21 protein-coding genes and 2 pseudogenes are annotated in these 24,576 nt (G+C 71.7%); 15 read left to right on the top strand and 8 right to left on the bottom strand.

What is annotated here, in order from left to right; translation table 11 throughout:
- The first annotated feature begins 35 nt into the window (after positions 1–35).
- The gene (locus KUA19_RS18360; protein ID WP_308167513.1) at positions 36–956 is read left to right on the top strand and encodes a type IV toxin-antitoxin system AbiEi family antitoxin; all 921 of its coding nucleotides are present in this window, start codon (positions 36–38) and stop codon (positions 954–956) included.
- A 158-nt stretch (positions 957–1,114) separates the two neighbouring features.
- Positions 1,115–2,359, top strand: a complete 1,245-nt coding sequence (gene purD, locus KUA19_RS18355) for a phosphoribosylamine--glycine ligase (RefSeq protein WP_217397214.1) — start codon at positions 1,115–1,117, stop codon at positions 2,357–2,359.
- A 14-nt stretch (positions 2,360–2,373) separates the two neighbouring features.
- On the opposite strand, the gene KUA19_RS18350 is transcribed toward purD, so the two are convergent.
- The 3 genes from KUA19_RS18350 to KUA19_RS18340 all read right to left on the bottom strand — a co-directional run bounded on the left by KUA19_RS18350 (position 2,374) and on the right by KUA19_RS18340 (position 5,872).
- Positions 2,374–3,948 carry an AMP-binding protein gene (locus KUA19_RS18350; RefSeq protein ID WP_217397213.1) on the bottom strand — a complete coding sequence of 525 codons (1,575 nt, stop codon included), beginning with the start codon at positions 3,946–3,948 and terminating at the stop codon, positions 2,374–2,376.
- Between the two features lie 179 nt (positions 3,949–4,127).
- Complete coding sequence (locus KUA19_RS18345) at positions 4,128–5,348, bottom strand: acyl-CoA dehydrogenase family protein (RefSeq protein ID WP_217397212.1); 1,221 nt, start codon at positions 5,346–5,348, stop codon at positions 4,128–4,130.
- A 71-nt stretch (positions 5,349–5,419) separates the two neighbouring features.
- Positions 5,420–5,872: an SCP2 sterol-binding domain-containing protein gene (locus KUA19_RS18340; RefSeq protein ID WP_217397211.1), complete on the bottom strand. Its 453-nt coding sequence runs from the start codon at positions 5,870–5,872 to the stop codon at positions 5,420–5,422.
- A 137-nt stretch (positions 5,873–6,009) separates the two neighbouring features.
- On the opposite strand from KUA19_RS18340, the gene KUA19_RS18335 reads away from it, so the two are divergent.
- Entirely contained in the window at positions 6,010–6,609 is a 600-nt protein-coding gene (locus KUA19_RS18335) for a TetR/AcrR family transcriptional regulator (protein ID WP_217397372.1), read from the top strand.
- A gap of 101 nt (positions 6,610–6,710) precedes the next feature.
- Here the strand turns inward: KUA19_RS18335 and KUA19_RS18330 are convergent, their stop codons facing one another.
- Entirely contained in the window at positions 6,711–7,283 is a 573-nt protein-coding gene (locus KUA19_RS18330) for a hypothetical protein (RefSeq protein WP_217397210.1), read from the bottom strand.
- A gap of 146 nt (positions 7,284–7,429) precedes the next feature.
- Here KUA19_RS18330 and KUA19_RS18325 point away from each other — a divergent pair, with 146 nt between their 5' ends.
- The 7 genes and pseudogenes from KUA19_RS18325 to KUA19_RS18295 all read left to right on the top strand — a co-directional run bounded on the left by KUA19_RS18325 (position 7,430) and on the right by KUA19_RS18295 (position 14,981).
- Positions 7,430–8,698, top strand: coding sequence for an efflux RND transporter periplasmic adaptor subunit (locus KUA19_RS18325; protein WP_217397209.1), 1,269 nt, complete (start codon positions 7,430–7,432; stop codon positions 8,696–8,698).
- A gap of 87 nt (positions 8,699–8,785) precedes the next feature.
- Entirely contained in the window at positions 8,786–9,520 is a 735-nt protein-coding gene (locus tag KUA19_RS18320) for a response regulator transcription factor (protein WP_217397208.1), read from the top strand.
- 374 nt (positions 9,521–9,894) lie between these two features.
- A pseudogene (locus tag KUA19_RS18315) lies at positions 9,895–11,103 on the top strand (sensor histidine kinase); the annotation flags it as partial.
- A 151-nt stretch (positions 11,104–11,254) separates the two neighbouring features.
- The gene (locus tag KUA19_RS18310) at positions 11,255–12,406 is read left to right on the top strand and encodes an efflux RND transporter periplasmic adaptor subunit (protein WP_217397207.1); all 1,152 of its coding nucleotides are present in this window, start codon (positions 11,255–11,257) and stop codon (positions 12,404–12,406) included.
- On the top strand, positions 12,403–13,131 hold the full coding sequence (locus tag KUA19_RS18305) for an ABC transporter ATP-binding protein (RefSeq protein WP_217397206.1): 729 nt from the start codon (positions 12,403–12,405) through the stop codon (positions 13,129–13,131). Before KUA19_RS18310 ends, KUA19_RS18305 begins: the two co-directional genes overlap by 4 nt.
- A gap of 67 nt (positions 13,132–13,198) precedes the next feature.
- Positions 13,199–14,401 carry an ABC transporter permease gene (locus KUA19_RS18300; protein ID WP_217397205.1) on the top strand — a complete coding sequence of 401 codons (1,203 nt, stop codon included), beginning with the start codon at positions 13,199–13,201 and terminating at the stop codon, positions 14,399–14,401.
- Between the two features lie 13 nt (positions 14,402–14,414).
- The gene (locus KUA19_RS18295) at positions 14,415–14,981 is read left to right on the top strand and encodes a hypothetical protein (protein WP_217397204.1); all 567 of its coding nucleotides are present in this window, start codon (positions 14,415–14,417) and stop codon (positions 14,979–14,981) included.
- A 68-nt stretch (positions 14,982–15,049) separates the two neighbouring features.
- Here KUA19_RS18295 and KUA19_RS18290 read toward each other — a convergent pair whose 3' ends face one another.
- Both KUA19_RS18290 and KUA19_RS18285 read right to left on the bottom strand, forming a co-directional pair.
- A complete protein-coding gene (locus tag KUA19_RS18290; RefSeq protein ID WP_217397203.1) occupies positions 15,050–16,177 on the bottom strand; it encodes a sensor histidine kinase in 1,128 nt (375 codons plus the stop codon).
- Positions 16,177–16,833: a response regulator transcription factor gene (locus tag KUA19_RS18285; protein WP_217397202.1), complete on the bottom strand. Its 657-nt coding sequence runs from the start codon at positions 16,831–16,833 to the stop codon at positions 16,177–16,179. The genes KUA19_RS18290 and KUA19_RS18285 overlap by 1 nt, the downstream gene beginning before the upstream one ends.
- 221 nt (positions 16,834–17,054) lie before the next feature.
- On the opposite strand from KUA19_RS18285, the gene KUA19_RS18280 reads away from it, so the two are divergent.
- Genes KUA19_RS18280 through KUA19_RS18265 form a run of 4 tightly spaced genes read left to right on the top strand, consistent with a single transcriptional unit; the run spans position 17,055 to position 20,507 of the window.
- Positions 17,055–17,582, top strand: coding sequence for a hypothetical protein (locus KUA19_RS18280; RefSeq protein ID WP_217397201.1), 528 nt, complete (start codon positions 17,055–17,057; stop codon positions 17,580–17,582).
- Positions 17,579–18,625, top strand: a complete 1,047-nt coding sequence (locus tag KUA19_RS18275; protein WP_217397200.1) for a peptidoglycan-binding protein — start codon at positions 17,579–17,581, stop codon at positions 18,623–18,625. The genes KUA19_RS18280 and KUA19_RS18275 overlap by 4 nt, the downstream gene beginning before the upstream one ends.
- A 5-nt stretch (positions 18,626–18,630) precedes the next feature.
- On the top strand, positions 18,631–19,296 hold the full coding sequence (locus KUA19_RS18270) for an ABC transporter ATP-binding protein (RefSeq protein ID WP_217397370.1): 666 nt from the start codon (positions 18,631–18,633) through the stop codon (positions 19,294–19,296).
- Positions 19,293–20,507 (top strand): ABC transporter permease, encoded by a 1,215-nt coding sequence (locus tag KUA19_RS18265; protein ID WP_217397199.1) that lies wholly within the window; start codon positions 19,293–19,295, stop codon positions 20,505–20,507. The genes KUA19_RS18270 and KUA19_RS18265 overlap by 4 nt, the downstream gene beginning before the upstream one ends.
- A 67-nt stretch (positions 20,508–20,574) precedes the next feature.
- On the opposite strand, the gene KUA19_RS18260 is transcribed toward KUA19_RS18265, so the two are convergent.
- Positions 20,575–22,245: a DUF885 domain-containing protein gene (locus KUA19_RS18260; protein ID WP_217397198.1), complete on the bottom strand. Its 1,671-nt coding sequence runs from the start codon at positions 22,243–22,245 to the stop codon at positions 20,575–20,577.
- 120 nt (positions 22,246–22,365) lie between these two features.
- Between KUA19_RS18260 and KUA19_RS44575 the strand changes: the two genes are divergently transcribed.
- Positions 22,366–23,328 (top strand): DMT family transporter, encoded by a 963-nt coding sequence (locus KUA19_RS44575; RefSeq protein ID WP_308167494.1) that lies wholly within the window; start codon positions 22,366–22,368, stop codon positions 23,326–23,328.
- 351 nt (positions 23,329–23,679) lie between these two features.
- Here the strand turns inward: KUA19_RS44575 and KUA19_RS18250 are convergent.
- Positions 23,680–24,471: pseudogene (locus KUA19_RS18250) on the bottom strand (PHP domain-containing protein); the annotation flags it as partial.
- Positions 24,472–24,576 lie beyond the last annotated feature (105 nt).

Here is a 24,576-nt window from a genome sequence, read left to right as displayed (position 1 = left end):
GAGGTCGGCCCTCGCCATGGGCGAGGTTGGTCGACGTGCTCGCAGTGCAACGGCTCGTGGAGCGACAGGATGGTCTGATCACCGCGGCGCAGTGCCGCAACCTCAACCTGTCGACAGGCCAGGTCAAGTGGTATCTCCGCCGAGGGATGTGGCGGACGGTCAGCAGGGGCGTGTACCTCGTCGACGCCGATCTCAGGGCGGACACGTCCTTGGACGCGAAGGCGCTTGTCCGAGCGGCGGTTCTCACCGGCGGGCCGCATGCGGTCGCGGTGCTGGAGAGCGCTGCGGTAGTGCACGGCCTGCATGGGCTGCGCCCCGAAAGCCGGTTGCATGTGAGTCTGCCGGGGAAGTTGGCTGTGCCGAGGCGGCTCGGCGACACCAGTGTCGTGCCGCATCAGTTCACCCTCGCTGATGATGAGGTCGCGGTCGTGGACGGCATCACGGTGACCACGCCGCTGCGTACCGTCGCGGACTTGATGCTCAAGGTCGATCGCCTGGCGGCGGTTTCGGTGCTCGACTCGGCCCTCAACAAAGGCTTGCTCACCGAGGATGACCTGCCGGAGCTGCACGGGTCGATCGCACGGCGGCGTGGAGCTGTGCACGCTCGAGCCTGGATCGACCTGGCGAACGGCCTGGCGGAGTCCCCGTTGGAGACGCGATCTCGGCTGCGTTGTGTGGACGGCAAGGTGCCACCGGACGAGTTGCAGGCGGTGATCACCGATGCGACGGGGAGGCCGATTGCCCGGGTGGATCTGCTGTGGCGTGCTGCTCGGGTGATCGGTGAGGCCGACGGCGGCGAGATCCACGACCGACCTGAGGCGGTCTTCCGCGACCGGGAGCGCCAGAATGCGCTGGTCAACGAGGGCTACCGGGTCATCCGTTTCACCTGGCGCGACACGCTGGACCCCCGCACCATTCCGGAGACCGTCCGCCGCGCCCTCGCCCGATCCAGCTGATCGCGGTATCGATCGGCCTCCCGCTGGCTCGGTTCCACCGCGCACCTGCGGACCGCCCTGGCAGGCCGGCTAAACCAGTCGATCAGGAACCTGTGGCCAGGACACTCCGTCGAGCCGTGCCATAAGTTCATGATCAACGGGAAAGGTAGGGTGGGGGGGTGCGGGTATTGGTGGTTGGTGGGGGTGGGCGGGAGCACGCCCTGGTGTTGGGGTTGGTGCGGGATCCGCAGGTGACCGCCGTTATCGCGGCGCCGGGGAATCCGGGGATCGCCGAGGTGGCGCAGGTCCGGGCGCTCGATCCGATGCGGGTCGATGAGGTGGCTCGGCTGGCGGTGGAGGTCGAGGCCGATCTCGTCGTGGTCGGGCCGGAGGCGCCGTTGGTGGCGGGGGCTGCTGATGCCGTGCGGGGTAAGGGAATTCCGGTTTTCGGGCCGTCGGCGGCTGCGGCGCGGATCGAGGGGTCGAAGGACTTCGCCAAGCAGATCATGGTTCGGGCCCAGGTGCCGACCGCCCGCGCGTACACCTGCACCACGCCTGACGAGGTCGCGCACGCGCTGGACACGTTCGGGGCGCCGTACGTCGTGAAGGACGACGGGCTGGCCGCGGGCAAGGGCGTCGTGGTGACCGAGGACCGCGAGGCGGCGCTGCGACACGCGGCCGGTTGCGCCCGCGTCGTCGTGGAGGAGTTCCTCGACGGACCCGAGGTCTCGCTGTTCGTGGTGACCGACGGCGAGAACGCCCGCCCGCTGCTGCCCGCGCAGGACTTCAAGCGGATCGGCGACGGCGACACCGGCCCGAACACCGGTGGCATGGGCGCGTACGCGCCGCTGCCGTGGGCGCCGCCGGAGCTGGTCGACCACGTCATGGACACGGTGGTGCACCCGACGCTGCGGCAGATGCGCGCCGAGGGGCATCCCTTCCAGGGCCTGCTCTATGTCGGACTGGCCATCACCAAGGCCGGGCCGAAGGTGATCGAGTTCAACTGCCGCTTCGGCGACCCGGAGACGCAGTCGGTGCTGGCGCTGCTGGAGACGCCGCTGGGCGGGCTGCTGCACGCCGCCGCCACGCACACCCTGGCTGAGCAGCCGGAACTGCACTGGGCCCACGGCTCGGCGGTGACGGTCGTGGTGGCCAGTGCGGGTTACCCGGAGCAGGCCCGTACCGGTGACCCGATCAGCGGCGCCGAGGGCCTGATCCACGCGGGCACCGCCCGCGACGAGCACGGGGTGCTGCGTTCGTCGGGTGGCCGGGTGCTGTGCGCGACCGCGACCGGCCACGACCTGGCCTCGGCCCGCGCCGCCGCGTACGAGCTGGCGGCGCAGGTCGACCTGCCGGGTGGGCAGTACCGCACCGACATCGCGCTGGCGGCCCAGGAGGGCCGGGTCGTCTCCCCCTGGTCCTGAACCCGAACCGACGGTCACCCCCGCAGCAGGCGGGGGATGACCTTGCCGGTGGCGGTACGGGGCAGTTCGCTCAGGAAGTGCACGTCCCGGGGCACGCTGAACCGGGCCAGGTAGTGGCGCACGTACTCGCGTACCTCGTCGCCGCTGAGCTGCTGGCCCGGATGCAGCACCAGGTACGCGGCCAGGCGCTGGCCGTACTGCGTGTCGGGGACGCCGACGACGGCGACCTCGCGCACCTGCGGCAGCCGGGACAGCAGCTCCTCGACCGGGCGGGGGAACACGTTCTCGCCGCCGGAGACCACCATGTCGTCGGCGCGACCGTCGACGTGGAGCAGGCCGTCGGCGTCGAGGTGGCCCAGGTCGCCGGTGGCCAGCAGCCCGTCGCGCAGATCCTCGGCGCCGGACGTGTGCGTGTACCCCTCGAACAGCATCTCGTTGCCGACGTGGATCTGCCCGACCGTGCCGGTGGGCACCGGGCGGCCGAACGGGTCCAGGATCGCGATCCGGGTGCCGTGCGGCGGCCGTCCGGCGGTGCCGGGGTCGGTGCGCAGGTCGGCGGGGGTGGCGATGGAGGCCCAGGAGGCTTCGGTGGAGCCGTACAGGTTGTAGAGGTGGTCGCCCCACTCGTCCATGAACCGGGTGGCCAGCCCGCCGGGCAGCGCCGAGCCGCTGACGGCGACGATGCGCGGCGGGTGCTTCGGCACGGCCCCGGCCTCGACGAGGCGCTGCAGCATCACCGGGACGGCGAACAGGGCGGTGCAGCCGTACTCGTCGATCGCGGCGGCCGTCGCGGCGGGGTCGAAGCGGCGCTGGAGCACCACGGTGGCGCGCATGGCCAGGGCGAGCTGCAGGGCCGCGTACCCCCAGGTGTGGAACAGCGGCGCGGCGATCAGCACCCGCTCGCCGCCGAAGTCGCGCCCGCGCGGCGAGGCGTGCAGCGGGATCCGGTCGATGATCGAGACCAGCGGGCCGAAACCCCGCGGGATCGGGCGCCGCGCACCCTTGGGCGCGCCGGTGGTCCCGGAGGTGAGCACGATGGTACGGCCGGAGCGGCTGACCTCGCCCCACCGGTCCTGCGGCGGCGTGTGCGCGATCAGCGCCTCCAGCGCGGCCTCGTCCAGGCGCTCGCACCCGGCCGTCGCCGCGACCGGCGCGAACTCGCGGTCGTGCACCAGCAGCCGCAGCTCCTGCTGCGCGGTGACCGCCGCGAGCTGCGGCGCGGACAGCGCGACGTTGACCAGCACCGCGTCAGCGCCCAGCAGCGAGCAGGCGACCATCGCCTCGATCAGCCCGGCGTGGTTGCGGCACAGCAGGCCGACCCGGTCGCCGGGGCGGATGCCGCGGCTGCCGGACAGGGCATGGGCGAGCCGCTGCGAGCGGTGCAGCAGCTGGCGGTAGGTGACCGGGCCGCGCTGCTCGTCGAGGACGGCGACGCGCTGCGGGTCGCGGGCCTCGGCGGCGCGCAGCTCGCCCGCGAGGGTGAAGCCCCAGCGGCGCAGGGTGTTGAGCTGGTCGGCGACCCGGGTGGGCGAGCCGGGGCGCAGCAGGCCGCGTCGGGCAAGGGTTCGGACGACGAAGAGCAGGTCCACCGTTGGCGCCTCTCCTGAGACCGTCTGGGTTGTCCGGGACATTACCCGCCGGTAACTAGTATGTGAAGGCTGCCCGGGTGTGATGTGAATCGACGCTGGCCTATCTGGAAGACGGAAAATCGAAAGTCGTCTTCTGGATAGGCCAGCGTCGATGAGAGAACGTGGGTGGAGCTAGGGCGTCAGCGGAGCGAGGCGCCGGTGATGGCGCGGGCGATGACCAGGCGCTGGATCTCGCTCGTACCCTCGAAGATGGTGTAGATCTTGGCGTCGCGGTACCACCGCTCCACCGGGTGCTCGCGCAGATAGCCCGCGCCGCCCAGGATCTGCAGCGCCTTCTCGGTCACCGACACCGCCGTCTCGCCCGCCTTGAGCTTGGACATCGAGCCCTCGCCCGCCTCGAACGGCCGGTTGTTGCGGCCCATCCACGCCGCGCGCCACACCAGCAGGCGGGCGGCGTCGATCTCCATCTTCATGTCGGCCAGCGCGAACGCGATCGCCTGGTTCTCCACGATCGGCTTGCCGAACTGCACCCGGCCCTTGGCGTACTCCAGCGCGTACTCGTACGCCGCGCGGGCGATGCCCAGCGCCTGGGCGCCGACGGCGGGACGGGACAGCTCGAACGTGCGCATCGAGGCCTGGCCCGAGGAGCGCTTGCCCGAGCGGGCCCGGTCGAGCCGGGCGTCGAGGGCGTCCTTGCCGCCGAGCAGGCAGCGGCCGGGCACACGTACCTCGTCGAGGAAGACGTCGGCCGTGTGCGAGGCGCGGATGCCGAGTTTGCGCAGCTTGCGGGCGGTGGTCAGGCCCTTGGTGCCGGGCGGGATGACGAACCCGGCCTGCCCGCGCGAGCCCAGGGTCGGGTCGACCACGGCGGTGACCACGTGCACGTTGGCGATGCCGCCGTTGGTGGCGTACGCCTTCTGACCGGTGATCACCCACTCGTCGGCGGCCTCGTCGTACACGGCGCGGGTGCGCATGGCGCCCACGTCCGAACCCGCCTCGGGCTCGGTGGAGCAGAACGCGGCGACCTTCGGGTCGGCGGCGGTGCCGAAGCACTGCGGCACCCACTCGGCCATCTGGTCGGGCGTGCCGCTGCCGAAGATGCCCGCGACCGCCAGCGACGTGCCCATGATGGCCAGGCCGATGCCCGCGTCACCCCAGAACAGTTCCTCGCTGGCGATGCACATGGACAGACCGCTCGGGTCGGCCCACAGGTTGGCCAGGAACTCGAAGTCGTAGAGGCCGATCTTGGCGGCCTCCTGGATGACGGGCCAGGGGGTCTCTTCCCGCTCATCCCATTCGGCCGCGGCCGGGCGCACGACCTCGCTGGCGAAGCCGTGCACCCAATCCCGCAGCTCCCGCTGTTCCTCGCTGAGGTCGAGGGAAAACTCGAGCGAGGACATGTTCACCTCACGCTTCGCGCGAGGTGAACATCACCGAGGCTCATGATGAGCTCGCTGCGCTCGCTCATGCGTCAGGCCTTCGGGATGTTGAAGAGGTTGGCGATGTTGGCTGCCAGGGCCAGGTCGCCCTTGGCCTTCAGCTTGCCGGTCATGAACATCATGACGGGGTTGCCGTTGCCCGAGACGACCTTGAGGAAGTCGGCGGGGCCGACGGTGATGGCGAGCTTGGGCTCCTTGACCGGGGACGGCGACAGCACACAGGTGCCGTCGGCGATGGTCAGCTCGTACGTGTCGGAGCCACCGCCCGCACCGCCGGTGATGATCCAGTGGATCACGGCGTTGGTGCTCCCGGCGCGCTCGGGGCGGAACAGGGCGGGCATCCGGCCGAAGATCTCGTCGAGGATCTTGCCGCGCAGCTCGCCGCCGAGCACCTCGTTGAGCTGCGCGTCAGACGCCGACTTCACCATCTGGGCGAAAGCCTGGGGGTCGAGCGAGCTGTAGTCGGACAGGTCGATCTCGGACATGATGTGTCCTCCGATACCTCAGGAGCCAATGAACTTACGCGTGCGTAACCTTACGTCGGAGTAGATAGGCTGGCAAGGTGCAGAGCAGACGAGTCCCCAGAGGCGGCAGAGTCCCGCGCGCCGAGCGTGAGCAGCAGATGCTCGACGCGGCAGTGCAGGTCTTCTCCCGCCGTGGCTTCCACGCGGCCAACATGGACGAGATCGCCGAGCTGTCGGGCGTGTCCAAGCCGATGGTGTACGCGTACCTCGGCACGAAGGAAGAACTGTTCGTCGCCTGCCTGCAGCGCGAGTCGATGCGGCTGGTCGACAACCTCCAGGCGGCCGCCGACCCGACCCTGCCGCCGGACCAGCAACTGTGGCGGGGCATGCGCGGCTTCTTCGAGTTCGTCGGGGCGCACCGGGACGGCTGGTCGGTCCTCTACCGCCAGGCACGCAACCAGCACCCGTTCTCGGTGGTCGTCAGCGTGATGCGCGAGACCGTGGTCGAGGTGATCACCGATCGGCTCGACGCCGCCGTACGCGCGCAGGGGCGCCAGGCCAAGGCCGAGGACATCACCGCGATGGCCTTGACGCTGGTCGGCGCGAGCGAGTCGCTGGCGGACTGGCTGGCCGACCACCCCGAGGAGGACGCCGGGCGTACCGCCACCCGGCTCATGAACGCGGTCTGGCTCGGCGCCGAACAACTGCTGCGCGGTGAACTGTGGCGCCGACCCGACCAGGAGACTCCCGTCCTCTGAACAGAGGGAACCCGCCTGTTCTCTGAACAGAGAGAACCCGCCTGTCGGCACCGTCACGGGGGAGAACGGGGCCGAGCAGGCGGGTTGGTCCGGTGCGGCGGTCAGCCGGCCGACGGGCTGGCGCTGGGGCGCAGCACCGCGCAGGCCTCCATCGCCTTGACCACGGCCGGGTCCGCGGTGGCCAGTTGCTGGCCGGGCTGGAACTGCACGCCGTGCTCGGTCAGACAGTTGCGGTACGCCGCGTTGGCGCCGTTGTCGCGCCCGCCGCCGTTGCGGAAACCGTTGCCCGCGCCGAACGACGGCCGTACCGAGGCGCAAGCCTCCTGAGCCTTCTGCCAGGCCTCCTGGGTCACGCCCTCGGGCAGGAAGTTCCCGCCGGGGAAACCCCCGCCCGGTTGGCCGCTGGGCCGCACGGTCGGCCGGTCGGTCGGGAAGGCGGTCGGCCGGGCGGTCGGCCGCCCGCTGGCGTTGCCACGGCCGCCGAAGCCGCCCCCGCCGAAGTTGTCCGGCAGCGTGATCCCCTGCTTCTTCAAGCACTCGGTGTACGCCGTCATCGGGTTGTTGCCGGTGTCGCCGCTCGCGGTCGGCTCGTCGCTCGAACCGCAGGCAGTCAGACCCACCAGCGCGGTCGCCGCCGCGGCGAACACCGCCACGCCGAGACGCGAACGTGTCATCAGCTTCATCACGCCCCACACCCTGGGACATCCGCCTCGACACTCCCTCGACCGAACCTCAGAGCACGCTCGGAGTCCGAGGTTCTGAGCTGACTCCGAGGTTGGGTGGAGGGATCATCGAGCGGCGACCTGGACACTGCCCGACCATGACGTTCGTTGTGCGCAAGAAGCGGCGCGGCCTGCTCGTCGCGGCCGGACTGGTCGTGGTGGCCGCGGTCGCGGCGGGTGCGGTGCTGCTGCTGGACACCGATGACGCCGCCTCCACCCCGCCCGCGACGGTGCAGGTCGAGCGCGGCGACGTCACGGCTTCCGTGGCCGCCTCGGGCAAGGTCGCCCCGGTGGCCACGCGCGAGCTCGGGTTCACCCTGTCGGGCACGCTGACCTCGGTGACCGTCAAGCCCGGTGACGAGGTGACGCCCGGCCAGGTGCTGGCCACCATCGACGCCGCCGACGCGCAGGCGGCCGTGGACGACGCGACCAACGCGCTCAGCCAGGCCCGGCAGACGCTCACCGACGCCGAGGACGCCGCCGACGCCTCCGCCGCGTCGAAGGCGTCCGCCGCCGCGTGCGCCTCGGTGGCCGCGAAGGCCGCCGCGCTGTCCACGAAGACCAGCACCAGCGCCGCGCCGAGCGCGACGGCGACTACTTCGCCCTCCGTATCGGCTTCGGCCTCGCCGCGTGCCTCGGCTTCTCCGCAGGCCTCGGCCTCGCCGCGCCCGTCGGCGAACTCGGGCGGCGACTGCGGCAGCAGCGGCGGCGGGTCGAACAGCGGCGGCGCCAACAGCGGCGGCGGTCGCGGCAGCGGTGGCGACGCCATCTACAGCGCCCAGGTGTCGGTGAACAAGGCGGTACAGACGCTGGCCCGTGCCGAGCGCGACCTGGCGGGCACCGAGATCACCGCGCCGGTCGCCGCCAAGGTGCTCACCGTCTCCGGTCGGGCCGGAGACGAGGTGCGCGCGGGCACGTTCATCACCCTCGGCGTGGTCGAGCAGATGATGGTGCAGGCCCAGTTCGCCGAGGCCGACGCGGTGACCCTGGCGGTCGGCCAGCAGGCCAAGGTCACGCTGGCCAACCGCCCCGGCGAGACGCTGCCGGTCACCGTCAGCCAGGTCGCGGCGACCAGCACCACCTCGGGCTCGTTGGTCCGGTACGAGGTGCTGCTGTCCTTCGACGGCTCCCCCGATGGCCTGCTCATCGGCCAGAGCGCCACGGCCAGCGTGGTCCTGAACAAGGCCGAGGGCGTGCTCTACCTGCCCCAGTCGGCGGTGCGGGTGACCGGCACCGGCACCGGCGAGGTCAAGCTCGTCGACGGTCAGGCGCGCCAGGTGACCGTGGGCCTGCGCGGCGACGGCAACGTCGAGATCGTCGCGGGCCTGGCCGACGGCGACACGGTACGGCTCAACGCCCGCTCATAGACCACTCCCACGCTGCTCCCAGCATTCTCCGAGGTGGCGGGCGTACACCTGGTTCACAGGTAGCGTGGACAGAACGTGGAGGCCGCAGTGACACAGCCGGAACGCACCCGGACCAAGGTGCTGGTCGTCGACGACGAGACCAACATCTGCGCCCTGCTGTCCGCCACGCTCCGCCTGGTCGAGTTCGACGTACGGGTGGCGCACAACGGCCGCGACGCGCTCATCGCCGCCGAGGACTTCGCCCCCGACCTGGTCGTCCTCGACGTGATGCTGCCGGACCTGGACGGCTTCGAGGTGGCCCGGCGGCTGCGCTCGGAGGCCCGCGCCCAGGACGGCAACCTGGTCCCGGTGCTGTTCCTGACCGCCCGCCACTCGGTCGAGGACCGCATCTCCGGCCTCACCATCGGCGCCGACGACTACGTCACCAAGCCGTTCAGTCTGGAAGAGGTCGTGCTGCGGATCCGCGCCATCCTGCGCCGCAGCCGCCCCGGCGGCGAGCAGGCCGACAGCGGTGTGCTGCGCTACGCCGACCTGGAACTGCACGAGGACGCGCACGAGGTGCGCCGCGGCGGCAAGCTCGTCGACCTGTCCCCGACCGAGTTCAACCTGCTGCGTTACCTGCTGGTCAACGCCGGTCGGGTGGTCTCCAAGGCACAGATCCTGGACCGGGTGTGGAGCTACGACTTCGGCGGCGACGGCCGCATCGTCGAGTCGTACGTCTACTACCTGCGCAAGAAGGTGGACAAGTGGGATCCGCCGCTGATCCACACCGTCCGCGGCGTCGGGTACGCGCTGCGGCTGCCCCGAGGTGCGCAGGAGTGATCCGCTCGCTGGCCCGGCCGCCGTGGCGCCGCTGGACACTGCGTACCCGGATGGTCGTCGCGGTCGTCGGCCTGGCCGCCCTCGCCCTGCTCGTCACCAACCTCGCCGCCACCACCACGCTCAAGCATTACCTGGTCCAGCAGCTCGACGAGGACGTACGCGGGCTCAGCGGCTACGGCTTCCCCGGAGCGGGCGCCTTCGGCGGCAACCGGCCCCAGCCGACCGCCACACCCACCCCGTCCGTGAACCCGCCCGCCGGCCAGGCGCCCAGGAACGGCCCCGGCAGGTTCGTCGAACGCGGGCTGCCCCCCGGCATGAGCGACACCATCGTGCTCGTCTACGACAGCGCGGGCGCCCTGAAGGACTACTACTCCAACAGCAACCTCGGGCCCGAGAACGCGCCGATGCTGGGTTCGGTCGACGAGATGAAGTCATGGCCGGAAGGGCGGCCCTTCACCGCGTCCAGCCACGATGGGACCGAGTATCGCGTCGTCATCCGCAGCGGTGCCGCGGGCTACCGGGTGGTGGCGAGTTCGCTGAGCCGGGTCGAGGCGACGAGCAACCTGATGCTGTTCGGCGGACTGGCCGTCAGCGGCCTGGTGCTGCTGGGCCTGGGCTTCGCCGCGCACCGGGTGGTGCGGATCGGGCTGGGCCCGCTCACCGAGATGGAGCAGGCCGCGGCGCACATCGCGGGCGGCGATCTGACCGTCCGGGTGCCCAGCCCCGACCCGCACACCGAACCGGGGCGTCTGGGCATCGCGCTGAACACCATGCTCGGGCGGATCGAGTCGGCGGTCACCGCGCGCACCCAGTCCGAACAGCGGCTGCGCCAATTCCTCGCCGATGCCTCGCACGAGCTGCGCACCCCGCTGACCTCCATCCGGGGCTTCGCCGAGCTGTACCGGCGCGGCGGTGCCCCACCCGGCCCCGAGCTGGACGAGACCATGTCCCGCATCGAGCAGGAGGCGTCCCGGATGGGCCTGCTCGTCGAGGACCTGCTGCTGCTCGCGGCGCTGGACGAGGAGCGGCCGCTGCAGCGCGGCCAGGTCGACCTGCTGGTCGTCGCCGCCGACACGGTCCGCGACGCGCACGTACGCAGCCCGGGGCGCAACGTCGAGTTGGACGGCTTCGAGCCGGTGACCGTGCTCGGCGACGAGCACCGGCTGCGGCAGGTCGCCACCAATCTGGTCGCCAACGCCCTCCAGCACACCCCCGCGTCCGCCCGGATCACGCTGGCCGTGTCCCGCCGCGATGACGACGACGACCGGGAGCGATTCGAGCTGCCGGTGCACCGCGACCCGCTGCCCGTCGTGGCGGCGGTCGGGGCTGACCTGCCCGAAGGCCTGCCGCTGGCCGTCGTCGAGGTGACCGACACCGGGCCCGGGGTGCCGCTGCAGCACGCCGAGCGCATCTTCGAACGCCTCTACCGGGCCGACCCGCACCGGGCGCGCAGCCACGGCGGCGCCGGGTTGGGCCTGGCCATCGCCACGGCGATCGTGCAGTCGCACGGCGGCCGCATCGAACTGGCCACCGCCCCCGGCGCCGGCTCCACGTTCCGCGTCCTGCTCCCGCTGTACGTGTAGAGATCATTCAAGTTGCCGGGCAACTGGGCGTATCTTGAGCACGCTTTCCCACGATTGCCCGGCAACTTGGATGATCTTGGGTTTGGGATTCCGAGGTGGCTCCGAGGTTCGTGGGAGGTTGCGTCCAGAGGGTGCCGCGACGATGCTCGCCATGCGATTCTGGCGAGCTGTCCCGCTCGGGCGGACCGCGCTGCTCAACAGCGCTCTGGTGCTGGTGCTGGTAGGCGGCGGCGTCTGGGCCTATTTCATGATCAATGGCGACGGTACGCCCGCGGCGGCGACGACCGTACGCACGGTGGCCGTGGCGCAGGGCAAGGTGACCGCCACCGTGACCGCCGACGGCACCGTGGCCTCGGCCAACACCATGTCGGCCGACTTCACCACCGCCGGCACCGTCACCGCCATCAAGGTGAAGGTCGGTGACAGGGTCGCCAAGGGTGCCACGCTGGCGACGGTCGACGCGACCGAGGTGAACGAGAACCTGGCCACCGCCAAGCGCAACCGGACGGCGGCCGCCGAGGCGCTCGACCGCGCCGAGGACGGCGGCGACGACAGCTCGATCGCCAACGCGGAGAACCAGCTCGACCAGGCCGACGCCGCCGTGAAGTCGGCGCAGCGGGCCGTGGACGGCACGGTGCTCAAGGCGCCCATGGCCGGGACCGTGGTCGCGATCAGCGGCGCGGTCGGCGGCTCGTCGGGCGGTTCCAGCGGCAACGGATCGAGCAGCTCGTCGTCCGGGTTCGTGCAGCTGGCCGACCTGACCAAGCTGAAGGTGTCGGCCAGCGTCGCCGAGGCGGACGCGACCCGGCTCAAGCTCGACCAGGCCGCCACGATCGCCTGGAACGCGCTCAGCGGCGTGACCGCCACCGGCAAGGTCACCGCCATCTCCCCGACCGCGAGCTCCGGGAACACGGTGGCGTACCCGATCGAGGTGACGTTGGACAGCATTCCGGAGGGCACCCGGCTGGGGCAGACGGTGAGTCTGACCGTGACCGTCGACGAGGTGGAAGGCGCCGTCTACGTGCCCGCGGCCGCGGTGAAGACCGCCGGCGGCCGCACCACCGTCACCGTGGTGACCAACGGGGTGCAGGAGACGCGGGCGGTGGAGATCGGGCTCAAGGGCGACTCGTACACGGTGGTGCTGTCCGGGCTGGAGGTCGGCGAGCAGGTCGTGCTCGCGACCGTGACCAGCACGACCAACAACCAGCAGCAGTTCCCCGGCGGCGGTCCGGGCGGGTTCACCGGCGGCGGCTTCGGCGGCACCGGCACCGGCGGCGCGGGCACGGGTCGGGGCACCCGATGAGCCGCCCGGTGCTCGAGGTGCAGGACATCGTCAAGACGTACGGCGAGGGCGAGGCCACCGTGCACGCGCTGGCCGGAGTCACCCTCACCGTCGAGCGTGGCGAGTACCTGGCCATCATGGGCTCGTCCGGCTCGGGCAAGTCCACGCTGATGAACATCCTCGGCTGCCTGGACGTGCCCACCTCGGGGACGTACCGGCTGGACGGAGTGGACGTCAGCGAGCTGAACGAGGCGCAGCTGGCGTTGGTGCGCAACCGGCGCATCGGGTTCGTGTTCCAGTCGTTCAACCTGATCCCGCGGACCAGCGCGCTGGCCAACGTGGAGCTGCCGCTGGCATACCAGGGAGTCAAGCCCGCGGCGCGCCGCGAGCGCGCCCTGGCCGCGCTCGACCTGGTCGGCCTGGCCAACCGGGCCGAGCACGACCCGAACCAGCTCTCCGGCGGTCAGCAGCAGCGCGTCGCCGTGGCGCGGGCGCTGGTCAGCGAACCGGCACTGCTGCTGGCCGACGAGCCGACCGGCAACCTGGACAGCAAGTCGACCCGGGATGTGCTCGGCATCCTCGACTCACTCAACGCGCAGGGCCGCACCATCGTGCTCATCACGCACGAGGACGAGGTGGCCGCGCACGCCAAGCGGGTGATCCGGTTGGTCGACGGCCAGATCGTGCAGGACGTACGCAACCGGCCGCTCGACGCGGTCCGCGTTCGAGAGGAGGTCGGGGCGTGAGCGAGCGAACCATGAAGCTCAGTGCGAAAGAGCCTCGTGTCGAAACCGCGCGGAGCGGGGTTTCGGCATGAGCTTCTGGGAAGTGTTCAAGTTCGCGGTGCGGGGCGTGTCCGCCAACAAGCTGCGCTCCGGCCTGACCGTGCTCGGCATCCTGATCGGCGTCGCGGCGGTGATCCTGCTGGTCGCGGTCGGCAACGGCTCGGCCAAGTCGGTCGAGGACAGCCTCAAGGCGCTGGGCACCAACACGCTGCAGGTGGCGGGCGGGCGCGGCGGCGCGACCGGCTACCGCACCGACCTGACCCTCGACATCGTCAAGGCGCTGCAGGACAAGGAGTCGGCGCCCGACGTCAAGAGCGTGTCGCCGGTCGTCAGCAGCTCGCAGACGGTCACCTTCGGCGACACCTCGTACGACGTGAACCAGGTGATCGGCACGTACCCGTCGTACTTCGAGGCCTCCAACAGCAAGGTGGGGACCGGCGGCGGGTTCACCGACGAGGATGTGGACCAGGCGTCGCGGGTCGCCGTCATCGGCGCGACCACGGCGCAGGAGGTGTTCGGCACGGTCGACCCCGTCGGGCAGCAGATCGGCATCGGCGGGCAGATCTTCTCCGTGGTCGGGGTGCTGGAGAAGAAGGGCTCGACCGGCTTCAACGACCCCGACGACGTGGTGATCGCGCCGCTGTCGGCGGTGCAGCGGGCGCTCACCGGCTACGGACCCGTCTCCTCGATCACGGTCGAGGCGGTGAACGCGGACGCGGTCGCCTCGGCCAAGGCTGAGATCACCTCGATCCTGAACGCGAAGATGCACGTGGCCGAGGGCGCGCGCAGTACGCCGTACCAGATCAGGGACGCCTCGCAGCTGCTGGCGACCCGCACCGAGACCGCCGAGACCTTCACCGTGCTGCTCGGCGCGGTCGCCGGGATCAGCCTCGTGGTCGGCGGCATCGGCATCACCAACATCATGATGGTGTCGGTGACCGAGCGGACCCGCGAGATCGGCATCCGCAAGGCGCTCGGCGCACCGCGCCGGGTGATCCTGACCCAGTTCCTCATCGAGGCGACGCTGCTCAGCCTCGCCGGTGGCGGGTTGGGGGTCGGCGCCGCCCTGATCGGCGGCAACTTCAAGATCGTGGGCATCCAGCCGGTCATCGTGCCCAGCTCGGTGCTGCTGGCGCTGGGCGTGTGCGTCGCGATCGGCCTGTTCTTCGGCAGCTACCCGGCCAGCCGCGCGGCCGGTCTGCGGCCCATCGACGCACTCCGGTACGAGTAAGGGAGCACCTGAGATGAAGCACGCGATCCGCGACGACGCGCGGACGGAGCCGATGGACGGGCGGACGGAGCCGATGGACGACCTGATGGTCGGCCTGGCCAAGGCCAAGCGCGGCCCGCTGCTCAACCGCGGCACCGGCGCCCTGCTCGGGCTGGTGCTGGTGTGCGGCGGCTTCCTGGCCGGCGTACAGGTGCAGCAGCACTTCGGCACCTCGGCGTCCAACTCGGGCACCGGGGCCACGGGCAACCGGGCCGGCGGGTTCCGCGGTGGGTACACCGGCCAGGGGTTCCCCGGCGGGTTCCCGGGCGGCTACGGGCAGAACGGCACCGGCACCGGGACCGGCAACGGGCAGGCGGCGGGCAGTTCGGTCACCGGGAAGATCAAGCTGATCGACGGGACCACGGTGTACGTGGAGACCGCCGACGGGCAGATCGTCACCATCAAGACCAGCGGCACCACGACGGTGCAGAGCGCGACCAAGCTCGACCTGAGCAAGCTGAAGGCGGGCACCCAGGTCACGATCCAGGGCACCACCCAGAACGACACCGTCACGGCGACCTCCATCACCGCGACGAAGTGACCACCCTCCGGGGGCGGCAGGTGCTCACGCGCCTCGCCGCCCCCTGGTTCGGGTGGTGGCGGGGCGGGTCAGAAGGTCACTGTCACGGTGAGGCCGCCGCCGGGGCGGGAGGCGGCGACAGCCTGGCCGCCATGGGCGTTCGCGATCGCGCGGACGATCGACAGGCCGAGTCCCAGGCCACGGGACGGGCCGCCGACGCGGTCACGGCCGAGGCGCCGGAACGGTTGGAAGATCGACTCCAGCTCGTACCCGGGCACGACCGGCCCGGTGTTGCTGACCGCCAGCCGCGCCCGCCCGGCCGCGTCCAGTCCCGTCTCCACCCGCAGCCAGCCGTCGGCCGTGTTGTGGCGCACCGCGTTCTCGACCAGGTTCTGCACCAGCCGCTCCAGTAGCACCGGGTCACCGGTGACGGGTGCGGGGTCGAGCAGGCTGGTGGCCGACGGCCCGTCCGAACCCAACTGCTCCAGCACGTAAGACGCGATGTCGGCGAGGTCGACCGGGGTCCGTTCGGCCGGTTCGTTCTCGCTGTCGGCGAGGGTGAGCAGCCCGTCGATCAGGCGTTCGTGCCGCTCGTTGACCTTGAGCAGCGCCTCGCCCAGCCGCCGCGCGTCCGGGCTGGCATCGGGTTGGGTGATGGCCAACTCGACCAGGGCGCGGTTGAGCGCCAGCGGCGTACGCAGCTCGTGCGAGGCGTTGGCGACGAACCGGCGCTGCCCGTCGAAGGACTGGTCCAGCCGGGTGAGCATGGCGTCGAACGTGTCGGCGAGCTGCTTGACCTCGTCGCCGGGCCCGACCAGGGCGATCCGCTCGTGCAGGCCGCGCCCGGCGCTGCCGCCCGCGATCCGGGCCGCGGTCTCGGTGATGCGGTGCAGCGGCTGCAGCGCCCGTCCGGCCGCCAGCCAGGCGAACAGGGTCGCCACGGCCAGCGTCAGCCCGAGCGCGATCGCGCCCTGGGTGAGCAGGTCGGTCAGCGTCTGCGCCCGCATCTCCTGGGTCTTGGCCACCAGCACCTCGCGCAGCTCCTTGAGGTTCTTGACCTTCTCGATGCTGGGCAGCAGCTGCACCGGGTCGAGCGGGTTGACCTGCATCTGCCGCTTCAGCAGCACGTACGTGATGGCGAGCAGGGCCAGCCCGGCGGTGGTGAACAGGACGACGTACAGCAACGTCAGCCGGGTGCGGATGGTGAGCCGGTTCATCACGGGATCCGGTACCCCACTCCGGCCAGGGTCTCGATGACCTGCGGTTCGCCGAGTTTGCGGCGCAGCTTCATCACGGTCACCCGGACCACGTTGGTGAACGGGTCGATGTGCTCGTCCCAGGCCCGTTCCAGCAGCCGCTCGGCCGAGACGACGGCGCCGTCGGCGCGCAGCAGCTCGGCCAGGACCGCGAACTCCTTGCGGGCCAGCCCGAGGTCGCGGCCGTCGCGTTCGGCGGTGTGCCGGACCGGATCGAGCGTGATACCGCCCCGGCGCAGCACGGCCGGATCGCGGCGGGCGGCGCGGCGGGCCAGTGCGTGCACCCGGGCCGCCAGCTCGACCATCGCGAACGGCTTGGTGAGGTAGTCGTCGGCGCCCAGGGCCAGCCCGGAGACCCGTTCGCGGACGGCGGCCGCCGCGGTAAGCATCAGCACCCGGGTCTGCGGCAGCCGGTCCGCGATGTCGCGGCACAGCTCGTCGCCGGGGCGTCCGGGCAGGTCGCGGTCGAGCACGACGACGTCGTACGGGTTGACGGCCAGTTGTTCGTGGGCGGTGTCCCCGTCGTACGCGACGTCCACGGCGAACGCCTCCCGGCGCAGCCACTCGGCGACCGCGTCGGCCAACACGTCCTCATCCTCCACCACCAGCACCCGCATCCGCCCATGATGCCCGGCGCCTGGATAACCAGCACGTAACCATGATCCCCACTTGGCATTGACGCTGGCCTATCCAGGAGACGGTTTCTCGAAAATCGTCCTCCGGATAGGCCAGTGTCGATGCTGGGGCGGGCCGACACGGCCCCGCTCACCGGCCCGCTCACAGCCCCGCCAGGCCGGGGTTATGCCCGCGTTACGCCCGCACCGCTGTCATGAGTGGCATGAACAAGCGACACACCGCCGCCGCGGCCGCACTGGCGTGCCTGCTCACCCTGGCGGCCTGCGGCGACAAGGAGCAGCCGGGCGTGGCCACGGCGGGCGGCGCCAAGGCCGCCGCCTCCGCCTCCGCGCAGCCGGTCGACGACGCCGAGCGCGGCCGCCGGTTCGCCCAGTGCATGCGCGACCACGGCATCGACATGCCCGACCCGGAACCCGGCCAGCCGCCGCGCGGCGAGATCCCCAAGACCGGCGCCAACGGCGAGAAGCTCGACGACGCGCTGACCGCCTGCAAGCAGTTCCTGCCTGGCGGCGGAGAGGCGATCAAGCTGGACCCGCAGCAGGTCGAGCAGCTGCGCGCGCTGTCGCAGTGCATGCGCGACAACGGCGTGGAGAACTTCCCCGAGCCCGACGACACCGGCAGCCTGCGTATCGACGGCAACCTGGCCCAGCTGCGCAACGACCCGAAGTTCCAGGCCGCTTTCGAGAAGTGCCGCAACCTGATGCCCAAGGGCGTCGGGGGTGGCAAGTGAGGGGCCGGTTGCTGCTGGTCGGCGGCGCGGTGCTGGTGGTGGCGGCGGTCGCCGCGCTGGCGGTCGGGCTGCCCGGCTCCGGCGACGATCCGGCTGCGGCGACCGGTCCGGCGCGGACCGCCCCGGTGACCAGGCAGACCCTGGCCGATGTGGAGCAGAAGAGCGGCACCCTGGGGTACGGCACCGCGGTGTCCGTGCGCGCCCGCGCCGCGGGCACCGTCACCTGGCTCCCGGCCGAGGGTGCGGTCGTCAGCCGCGGCAAGCCCCTGTACCGCCTCGACAACGCCCAGGTGGTGCTGCTGTACGGCGGGCTGCCCGCGTATCGGGTGATGCGGGGCGGGGTCGACGGGCCGGACGTGAAGCAGCTGGAGCAGAACCTGTACGCGCTCGGCTACCGCGGCTTCACCGTCGACGACGAGTTCACCGGGGACACGGCGTCGGCCGTACGCGATTGGCAGGAGGATCTCGGCCTGCCCGAGACCGGCGTGGTCGACCCGGGCCGGGTCGTCTTCGCGCCCGGCCCGGTCCGGGTGGACGCGCTCAGCGCCGAGGTCGGCGACCTGGTGCAGCCGGGCTCGCCGGTGCTGACGCGCACCGGCACCGACCGGGCCGTCACGGTGCCATTGGACCTCGACGACGAGCGGCTGGCCGAGCCGAACACCGCGGTCACGGTCGAGCTGCCCGACGGGAAGTCGGTGGCGGGCAAGGTCGGGAAGGTGCAGACGGTGATCACGCCCGGATCGAACGGCACCCCGGCGACGACCACGCTGGAGGTGACGGTGACGCTGGCCCAGACCGAGGCGGGCAAGGGCTTCCGGCAGGCGACCGTGGACGTGGGGTTCACCGCCGAGACCCGGGCCGACGTGCTGACCGTGCCGGTCGCGGCGCTGCTGGCGCTGAGCGAGGGCGGGTACGGCGTGGAGCTGGTGTCCGGCGGCGCGACCTCGATCGTGGCGGTCGAAACCGGCCTGTTCGCGGCCGGACGGGTCGAGGTCAGCGGGGCTGGCCTCACCGAGGGCGCCCTGGTCGGGATGCCGTCATGAGCGCGATGGTCGAGCTGGTGGAGGTCACGAAGACGTACCCGGGTGGGGTGAGCGCGCTGGCCGGGGTGAGCCTGCGCATCGAACGGGGTGAGCTGGCCGCGATCGTGGGCCCGTCCGGCTCGGGCAAGTCGACCATGCTGCACCTGGTCGGTGCCCTGGACCGGCCCACCACCGGTCGCGTCGTCATCGACGGGCACGACCTGGCCACCCTGTCCGACCGGCAGCTGTCGGCGCTGCGCGGCAGCCGGATCGGGTTCGTGTTCCAGCAGTTCCACCTGGCCCCCGGCACGACCTGCGTCGACAACGTCGCCGACGGGCTGCTCTACGCCGGGGTGCCGCTGCGTCGGCGCCGGGAGCGGGCCACCGCCGCGCTGGAGCGGGTCGGGCTGGGCCACCGGCTCGACCATCGTCCGCACGAGCTTTCGGGCGGTGAGCGGCAGCGGGTCGCGATCGCGCGGGCGGTGGTCGGCGACCCGCCGCTGCTGCTGGCCGACGAGCCCACCGGCAACCTCGATTCGGCCTCCGGCCAGGTGGTGCTGGAGCTGCTGCGCGAGCTGCACGCGGCGGGCACCACCCTGGTCGTGATCACGCATGACCGTGAGATCGCGGCCGGGTTCCCGCGCGAGATCGCCATGCGGGACGGCCGCGTGGTCGCGGCGGTGGCGGCATGAGCGGGCAGGAGCTGATCGCGCCACGGTTGCGCGCCGCGGATCTGCTGCGGGTGGGTGCCATCGGGTTGCGTACGAGGCGGACCAGGGCTTTCCTGTCGGCACTCGGCATCGCCATCGGCATCGCGGCGATGGTGGCCGTGGTCGGCATCTCCGCCTCGTCGCGGGCCGAGGTCGATCGCACGCTGGACCGGCTCGGCACCAACCTGCTCACGGTCGCTCCCGGCAGCAAGCTGTTCGGCGAGGAGGCGGTGCTGCCGGTCGAGGCGCCCGAGATGATCGCGCGGATCGGGCCGGTGACGCAGGTGTCGGCGGTGGCCCGGATAGACGCGAAGGTCTACCGCACCGACCGGATCCCGGCGGCGCAGAACGGCAGCCTCGGCGTACGCGCGGTCGACCTGGACCTGCCCGCCACGGTCGGCGCCGGACTCGCCGACGGGACCTGGCTCAACGCCGCCACCGCGCGGTATCCGGCGGTGGTGCTCGGCGCCACCGCGGCCGCCCGCCTCGGCGTCACCCACGCCGGGCCGGACCGGCAGGTCTGGTTGACCGCGCACGGGACGGGGCGGTGGTACACCGTGCTCGGGATTCTGGCGCCGGTGCCGCTGGCCACCGAACTGGACACGGCGGCGCTGGTGGGGCTGCCCGCGGCGGAGCGGTACCTGGGGTACGAGGGGCATCCGACGACGATCTACGCCCGTACCGTCGAATCGTCGGTGGCCGCGGTGCGCGACGTGCTGGCCGCGACCGCCAACCCGGAGGCCCCCAACGAGGTCAAGGTGTCGCGGCCGTCGGACGCGCTGGCGGCGCGGCAGGCCACCGACGCGGCCTTCACCGGGCTACTGCTCGGCCTGGGCGCGGTCGCGCTGCTGGTCGGCGGCGTGGGGGTGGCCAACACGATGGTGATCTCGGTGCTGGAACGCCGGGCCGAGATCGGGCTGCGCCGCTCGCTGGGCGCGACCCGGGGGCAGGTGCGCGGCCAGTTCCTCACCGAGTCGCTGCTGCTGGCGTTTCTCGGCGGCACGGGCGGGGTGCTGCTGGGTGGGCTGGTGACCGTGGGGTACGCGTTCACGCAGAGCTGGCCGGGCATCGTGCCCGCCTGGGCCACGCTGGGCGGCCTCGGCGCGACGGTGCTGATCGGCGCGGTGGCGGGGCTGTACCCCGCGATGCGCGCCGCCCGCCTGTCCCCCACCGAAGCCCTGGCCGCCCCGTAGGCGGCGCGTCAAGAAGGGCACCTTCTACATCGGATTCCGATAAGAAGGTGCCCTTCCTTACCTCAGGTCAGAGGCGGGCGAGGGCTGCGCGGAGCGGGTCCAGGCCGAGGGCGCCCAGGTCGAGCGCGTCGGAGTGGAACTGCCGCAGATCGAACGCCGCACCCTGGCGGGCCTTGGCGTCGTCGCGGGCCTGCAGCCAGATCCGCTCGCCGACCTTGTACGACGGCGCCTGCCCCGGCCAGCCCAGGTAGCGGTTCAGCTCGAACCGCAGCTGCTCGTCGCCGACCCGGCAGTGCGCCCGCAGGAACTCCCAGCCCAGCTCGGGCGTCCAGCGCTCGCCCGGGTGGAAGCCGAACGGGTTGTCGCGCGGGATCTCCAGCTCCAGGTGCATGCCGATGTCGACGATGACGCGCGCGGCGCGGAACGCCTGCCCGTCGAGCATGCCGAGCTTGTCGGCCGGGTCGGCCAGGTAGCCCAGGTCGTCCATGAGCCGCTCGGAGTACAGCGCCCAGCCCTCGCCGTGGCCGGAGCACCAGCACAGCAGCCGCTGCCACCGGTTCAGCTTCTCCGCGTTGTACGCCGCCTGACCCACCTGCAGGTGGTGGCCGGGTGCGCCCTCGTGGTAGACCGTGGTCACCTCCTGCCAGGTGGCGAACTCGTCGACCCCGGCCGGAACCGCCCACCACATCCGGCCGGGACGGCTGAAGTCCTCGCTCGGGCCGGTGTAGTAGATGCCGCCGTCGCTGGTCGGCGCGATGCGGCACTCGATGCGCTGGATCGCCTCGGGGATGTCGAAGTGGGTGCCGTTGAGGTCCGAGATCGCCTTCTCGGCGAGCTGCTGCATCCAGTCGCGGAACTGCTCCTTGCCCCGGATGAGGTACCTGGGGTCCTGGTTCAGCTTGGCCGCGGCCTCGTCGATGGACGCGCCCGGCCCGGCGATGCGCGCCGACACCTCGCGCATCTCGTTCTCCAGGCGGTGCAGCTCGTCGAAGCCCCACGCGTACGTCTCGTCGAGGTCGACCCGGGCGCCGAGGAAGTACTGCGAGGCCAGCTCGTAGCGCTCGCGCCCGGCGGCCTCCTTCGCCCGGCCCAGCGGCGCCAGCTCCTCACGCAGGAACCGGCCGAACTCCGCGGTGGCCGCGTTGGCCGCCGCCGCGCCGCGGTCGAGGTCGGCGCGCAGCGCACCGGAGGCCTCGATCCGGCGGGCGAGCCCGAGGTAGAAGTCGTCGCCGTCGGCGCTGGTCCACACGTCACACTGACCGGCGACCTCGACGATCTGCTTGCGCGCGCTGACCCGCCCGGACTTCGCGTCGGCGAGCAGGGTCTGCTTGTACTGCTCCAGCGCCTGCGGGAAGGCGGCCAGCCGCTTGGCGATGTTCGAGGCCGCCTGCTCGCCCTCGGTCGGCATCAGGTCCAGCACGCCGCGCATGCTGTGCAGGGCGCTCGCGATCACATTCAGGTCGCTGGTCACCTCGCCGGCGTCGTAGCGGGCCAGGGCCAGGCCCAGGCGCTCGACCATCGCCTCCTTGGCCACGAACTCGCGCTGGTCCTGCGGCTCGATGGCGTTGAGCTCGGTCAGGGTGCGCCGGTCGAGGTCGGCCTGCGCCGCGAACCCGTCGTGCGAGAGATCATCCAGCTTGTCGTCATATCCGCTGATACCGACGTAGGTGGCGCCGGTGGGGCTCAGCGGAGCCCAGTCGTCCACATACCGCTCGGCCAGGTCATCAACACGTCCCATGGGAGGAACCTAGCCGACCGGGCCGAGGACTCGCAGGCGAGTTAACCGTGGCGGAAATTCGCGGTATGACGTCCGTAACCCGCTGGCCACGGTACGCCGATCTCTGGCAGTGTGTCAGGGGTGACCACCACTATTGCTCCTGACATCTCGGCGCCGGCCGCCGCTCGTTCGGCCTGGGTGCCGGCGTTCGCTGCCAACGCCGTGATCTGGGGTTCCAGCTTCATCTTCATCAAGATGGGCGTCGCCGAACTGCACCCCACCTGGGTCGCGGCCGGCCGGATCACCATCGGCGCGCTGACCCTGCTGGCGATCATGCTGGTCACCGGCGCGCGGCTGCCGCGCGATCGCGGGCTGTGGGCACACATGCTGGTCCCGGGTGTGGTGGGCGTCGCGTTGCCGTTCACCCTGTTCGGGTACGGCGAGGAGCGGGTCGACAGCCTCGTCGCGGGCATCTGGAACGCCACCACCGCACTGTGGGTGCTGCCGTTCGCGGTGCTGGTGTTCCGCACCGAGAAGTTCAGCGCACGGGCCGCCGTCGGGCTCGGTCTCGGCTTCGCGGGCGTGCTGACGGTGCTCGGGTTCTGGCACTCCGACGGCTCGTCCTCGCTGGTCGGGCAGCTCATGTGCGGTGCGGCGGCGATGTGCTACGGCGTGTCCATCCCGTACCTGAAGCGCTTCGTCACCGGGCGCGGCACCGCCTCGGGTGTGTCGCTGGCCGCCGCGCAGACCATCGTCGCCTCGGTCGCCTCGGTGCTCGCGGCCCTGCTGATCTCGGGCGCCCCGACCGCGCCCGCGGACCTGTCCTGGAAGGCCATCGGCGCGGTCGCGGCGCTGGGCGTGTTCGGCAGCGGCATCGCGTTCGCGCTGAACATGCGGGTCATCTCGGCGGCGGGTGCCTCCACCGCCGCATACGTGACGTACCTGGTGCCGGTGGTCGCCACGCTGCTGGGCATCGTGGTGCTGGACGAGTCGCTGCACTGGAACCAGCCCGTCGGTGCCCTCATCGTGCTGCTCGGCGTCGCGATCGCCCAGGGCGCCTTCTCGGCGCTGCGGACGAGGCGGGCCACCCCCACCGCCCCCTGAACCTGACCAGCCGCGATCCCCGAACCGGGCCGTCGCGGCTCGCAGCTCGCGGCTCGCAGCTCGCGGCTCGCGGCCATGATCACTGCTTGCGGTCACTGTCTCGGCTGCAGGGCCACTCTTTGACCGCCAACCGCGATCATGAAGCGGAATGGGCTCGAAGATCACGACCTGCGGTCACTTTCCTGCACGGCCTACCGGCCGAAACCCACTTCTCGACCGCAGACAGCGATCTCCCGCGACGGCAGACGCCGAAGATCGCTACCTGCGGTCACAACACTGCGGGCAGTAGGTGCGGAACCGCGCATCCCGCACCCGATCGGCGCCCGACGCCAACCGAGGGTAGGGCGTGACTCAGTGCGAGCCGGTCCAGGCGAGCAGATCGTCGGCCGACATGGCGTTGACGACGCGGTCGGCGGTGATGCCCGCCGTCGCGGCGCGGGCGCAGCCGTTGGGCAGCCAGTCGAGCTGGGCGACCGCGTGCGCGTCGGTGTTGATCGCGAAGCGTAGGCCGTCGACCCGCGCGGCCTTGCGCAGCAGGTTCGAGGGTGGGTCGAGCCGGTCGGGGCGGCAGTTGATCTCGATGGCCTTGCCGTGGTCGGCGGCGGCCGCGAACACCGCGTCGGCGTCGAAGCTGCTCGGGGCGCGGCGGCGGGGTGTCGCCCGGCCGCCGGAGTGCCGGGCGTCGGTCACCACGGGCAGCTTGCGGCCGGTGCAGTGGCCCAGGATGTCCAGGTTCGGGTCGGCCAGCGCGCGCAGCATGCGGCGGGTCATCTTCGTACGGTCCAGCTTCAGTTCGCTGTGCACCGAGCCGACCACGACGTCCAGCCGCTTCAGCAACCCGGGCTCCTGGTCCAGTGTGCCGTCGGGCAGGATGTCGACCTCGATCCCGGTGAGCACCCGGAACCCGGTGCCCGCCAGGGCGGCGTTCACCGAGGCCACGGCGTCGAGCTGGCGGGCCAGCCGCGGCGCGCTCAGGCCGTTGGCGATGGTCAGCCGGGGTGAGTGGTCGGTCAGCACCACGTAGTCGTGGCCGAGCGCGGCGGCGGCTGCGACCATCGCCTCGAGCGGGTCGGCGCCGTCGGACCAGTCGGTGTGCACATGGCAGTCGCCCCGCAGCGCCGCCCGCAACTCCTCCACCGGTGCAGGTTGACCCAGGTCGGGAACCTGAGGCAGGTCGCGGGCCACATTGGAGGATTGTCGCTGTCGGGGCGGCGCGATAGTGTCCGCAGACCGCGCGGTGGTCGGCGC

This window comes from Catellatospora tritici, from assembly GCF_019083965.1.
Classification (GTDB): Bacteria; Actinomycetota; Actinomycetes; order Mycobacteriales; family Micromonosporaceae; genus Catellatospora; species Catellatospora tritici.
This window is presented reverse-complemented; position numbering and strand designations above follow the sequence as displayed.

Coding starts and splice junctions, on each gene's coding strand:
- KUA19_RS18345 (WP_217397212.1), bottom strand. CDS start 5,348: ATGTCCTCGCTCGAGTTTTCCCTCGACCTCAGCGAGGAACAGCGGGAG.
- KUA19_RS18340 (WP_217397211.1), bottom strand. CDS start 5,872: ATGTCCGAGATCGACCTGTCCGACTACAGCTCGCTCGACCCCCAGGCT.
- KUA19_RS18335 (WP_217397372.1), top strand. CDS start 6,010: ATGCTCGACGCGGCAGTGCAGGTCTTCTCCCGCCGTGGCTTCCACGCG.
- KUA19_RS18330 (WP_217397210.1), bottom strand. CDS start 7,283: ATGACACGTTCGCGTCTCGGCGTGGCGGTGTTCGCCGCGGCGGCGACC.
- KUA19_RS18325 (WP_217397209.1), top strand. CDS start 7,430: ATGACGTTCGTTGTGCGCAAGAAGCGGCGCGGCCTGCTCGTCGCGGCC.
- KUA19_RS18310 (WP_217397207.1), top strand. CDS start 11,255: ATGCGATTCTGGCGAGCTGTCCCGCTCGGGCGGACCGCGCTGCTCAAC.
- KUA19_RS18305 (WP_217397206.1), top strand. CDS start 12,403: ATGAGCCGCCCGGTGCTCGAGGTGCAGGACATCGTCAAGACGTACGGC.
- KUA19_RS18300 (WP_217397205.1), top strand. CDS start 13,199: ATGAGCTTCTGGGAAGTGTTCAAGTTCGCGGTGCGGGGCGTGTCCGCC.
- KUA19_RS18295 (WP_217397204.1), top strand. CDS start 14,415: ATGAAGCACGCGATCCGCGACGACGCGCGGACGGAGCCGATGGACGGG.
- KUA19_RS18290 (WP_217397203.1), bottom strand. CDS start 16,177: ATGAACCGGCTCACCATCCGCACCCGGCTGACGTTGCTGTACGTCGTC.
- KUA19_RS18285 (WP_217397202.1), bottom strand. CDS start 16,833: ATGCGGGTGCTGGTGGTGGAGGATGAGGACGTGTTGGCCGACGCGGTC.
- KUA19_RS18280 (WP_217397201.1), top strand. CDS start 17,055: ATGAACAAGCGACACACCGCCGCCGCGGCCGCACTGGCGTGCCTGCTC.
- KUA19_RS18270 (WP_217397370.1), top strand. CDS start 18,631: ATGGTCGAGCTGGTGGAGGTCACGAAGACGTACCCGGGTGGGGTGAGC.
- KUA19_RS18265 (WP_217397199.1), top strand. CDS start 19,293: ATGAGCGGGCAGGAGCTGATCGCGCCACGGTTGCGCGCCGCGGATCTG.
- KUA19_RS18260 (WP_217397198.1), bottom strand. CDS start 22,245: ATGGGACGTGTTGATGACCTGGCCGAGCGGTATGTGGACGACTGGGCT.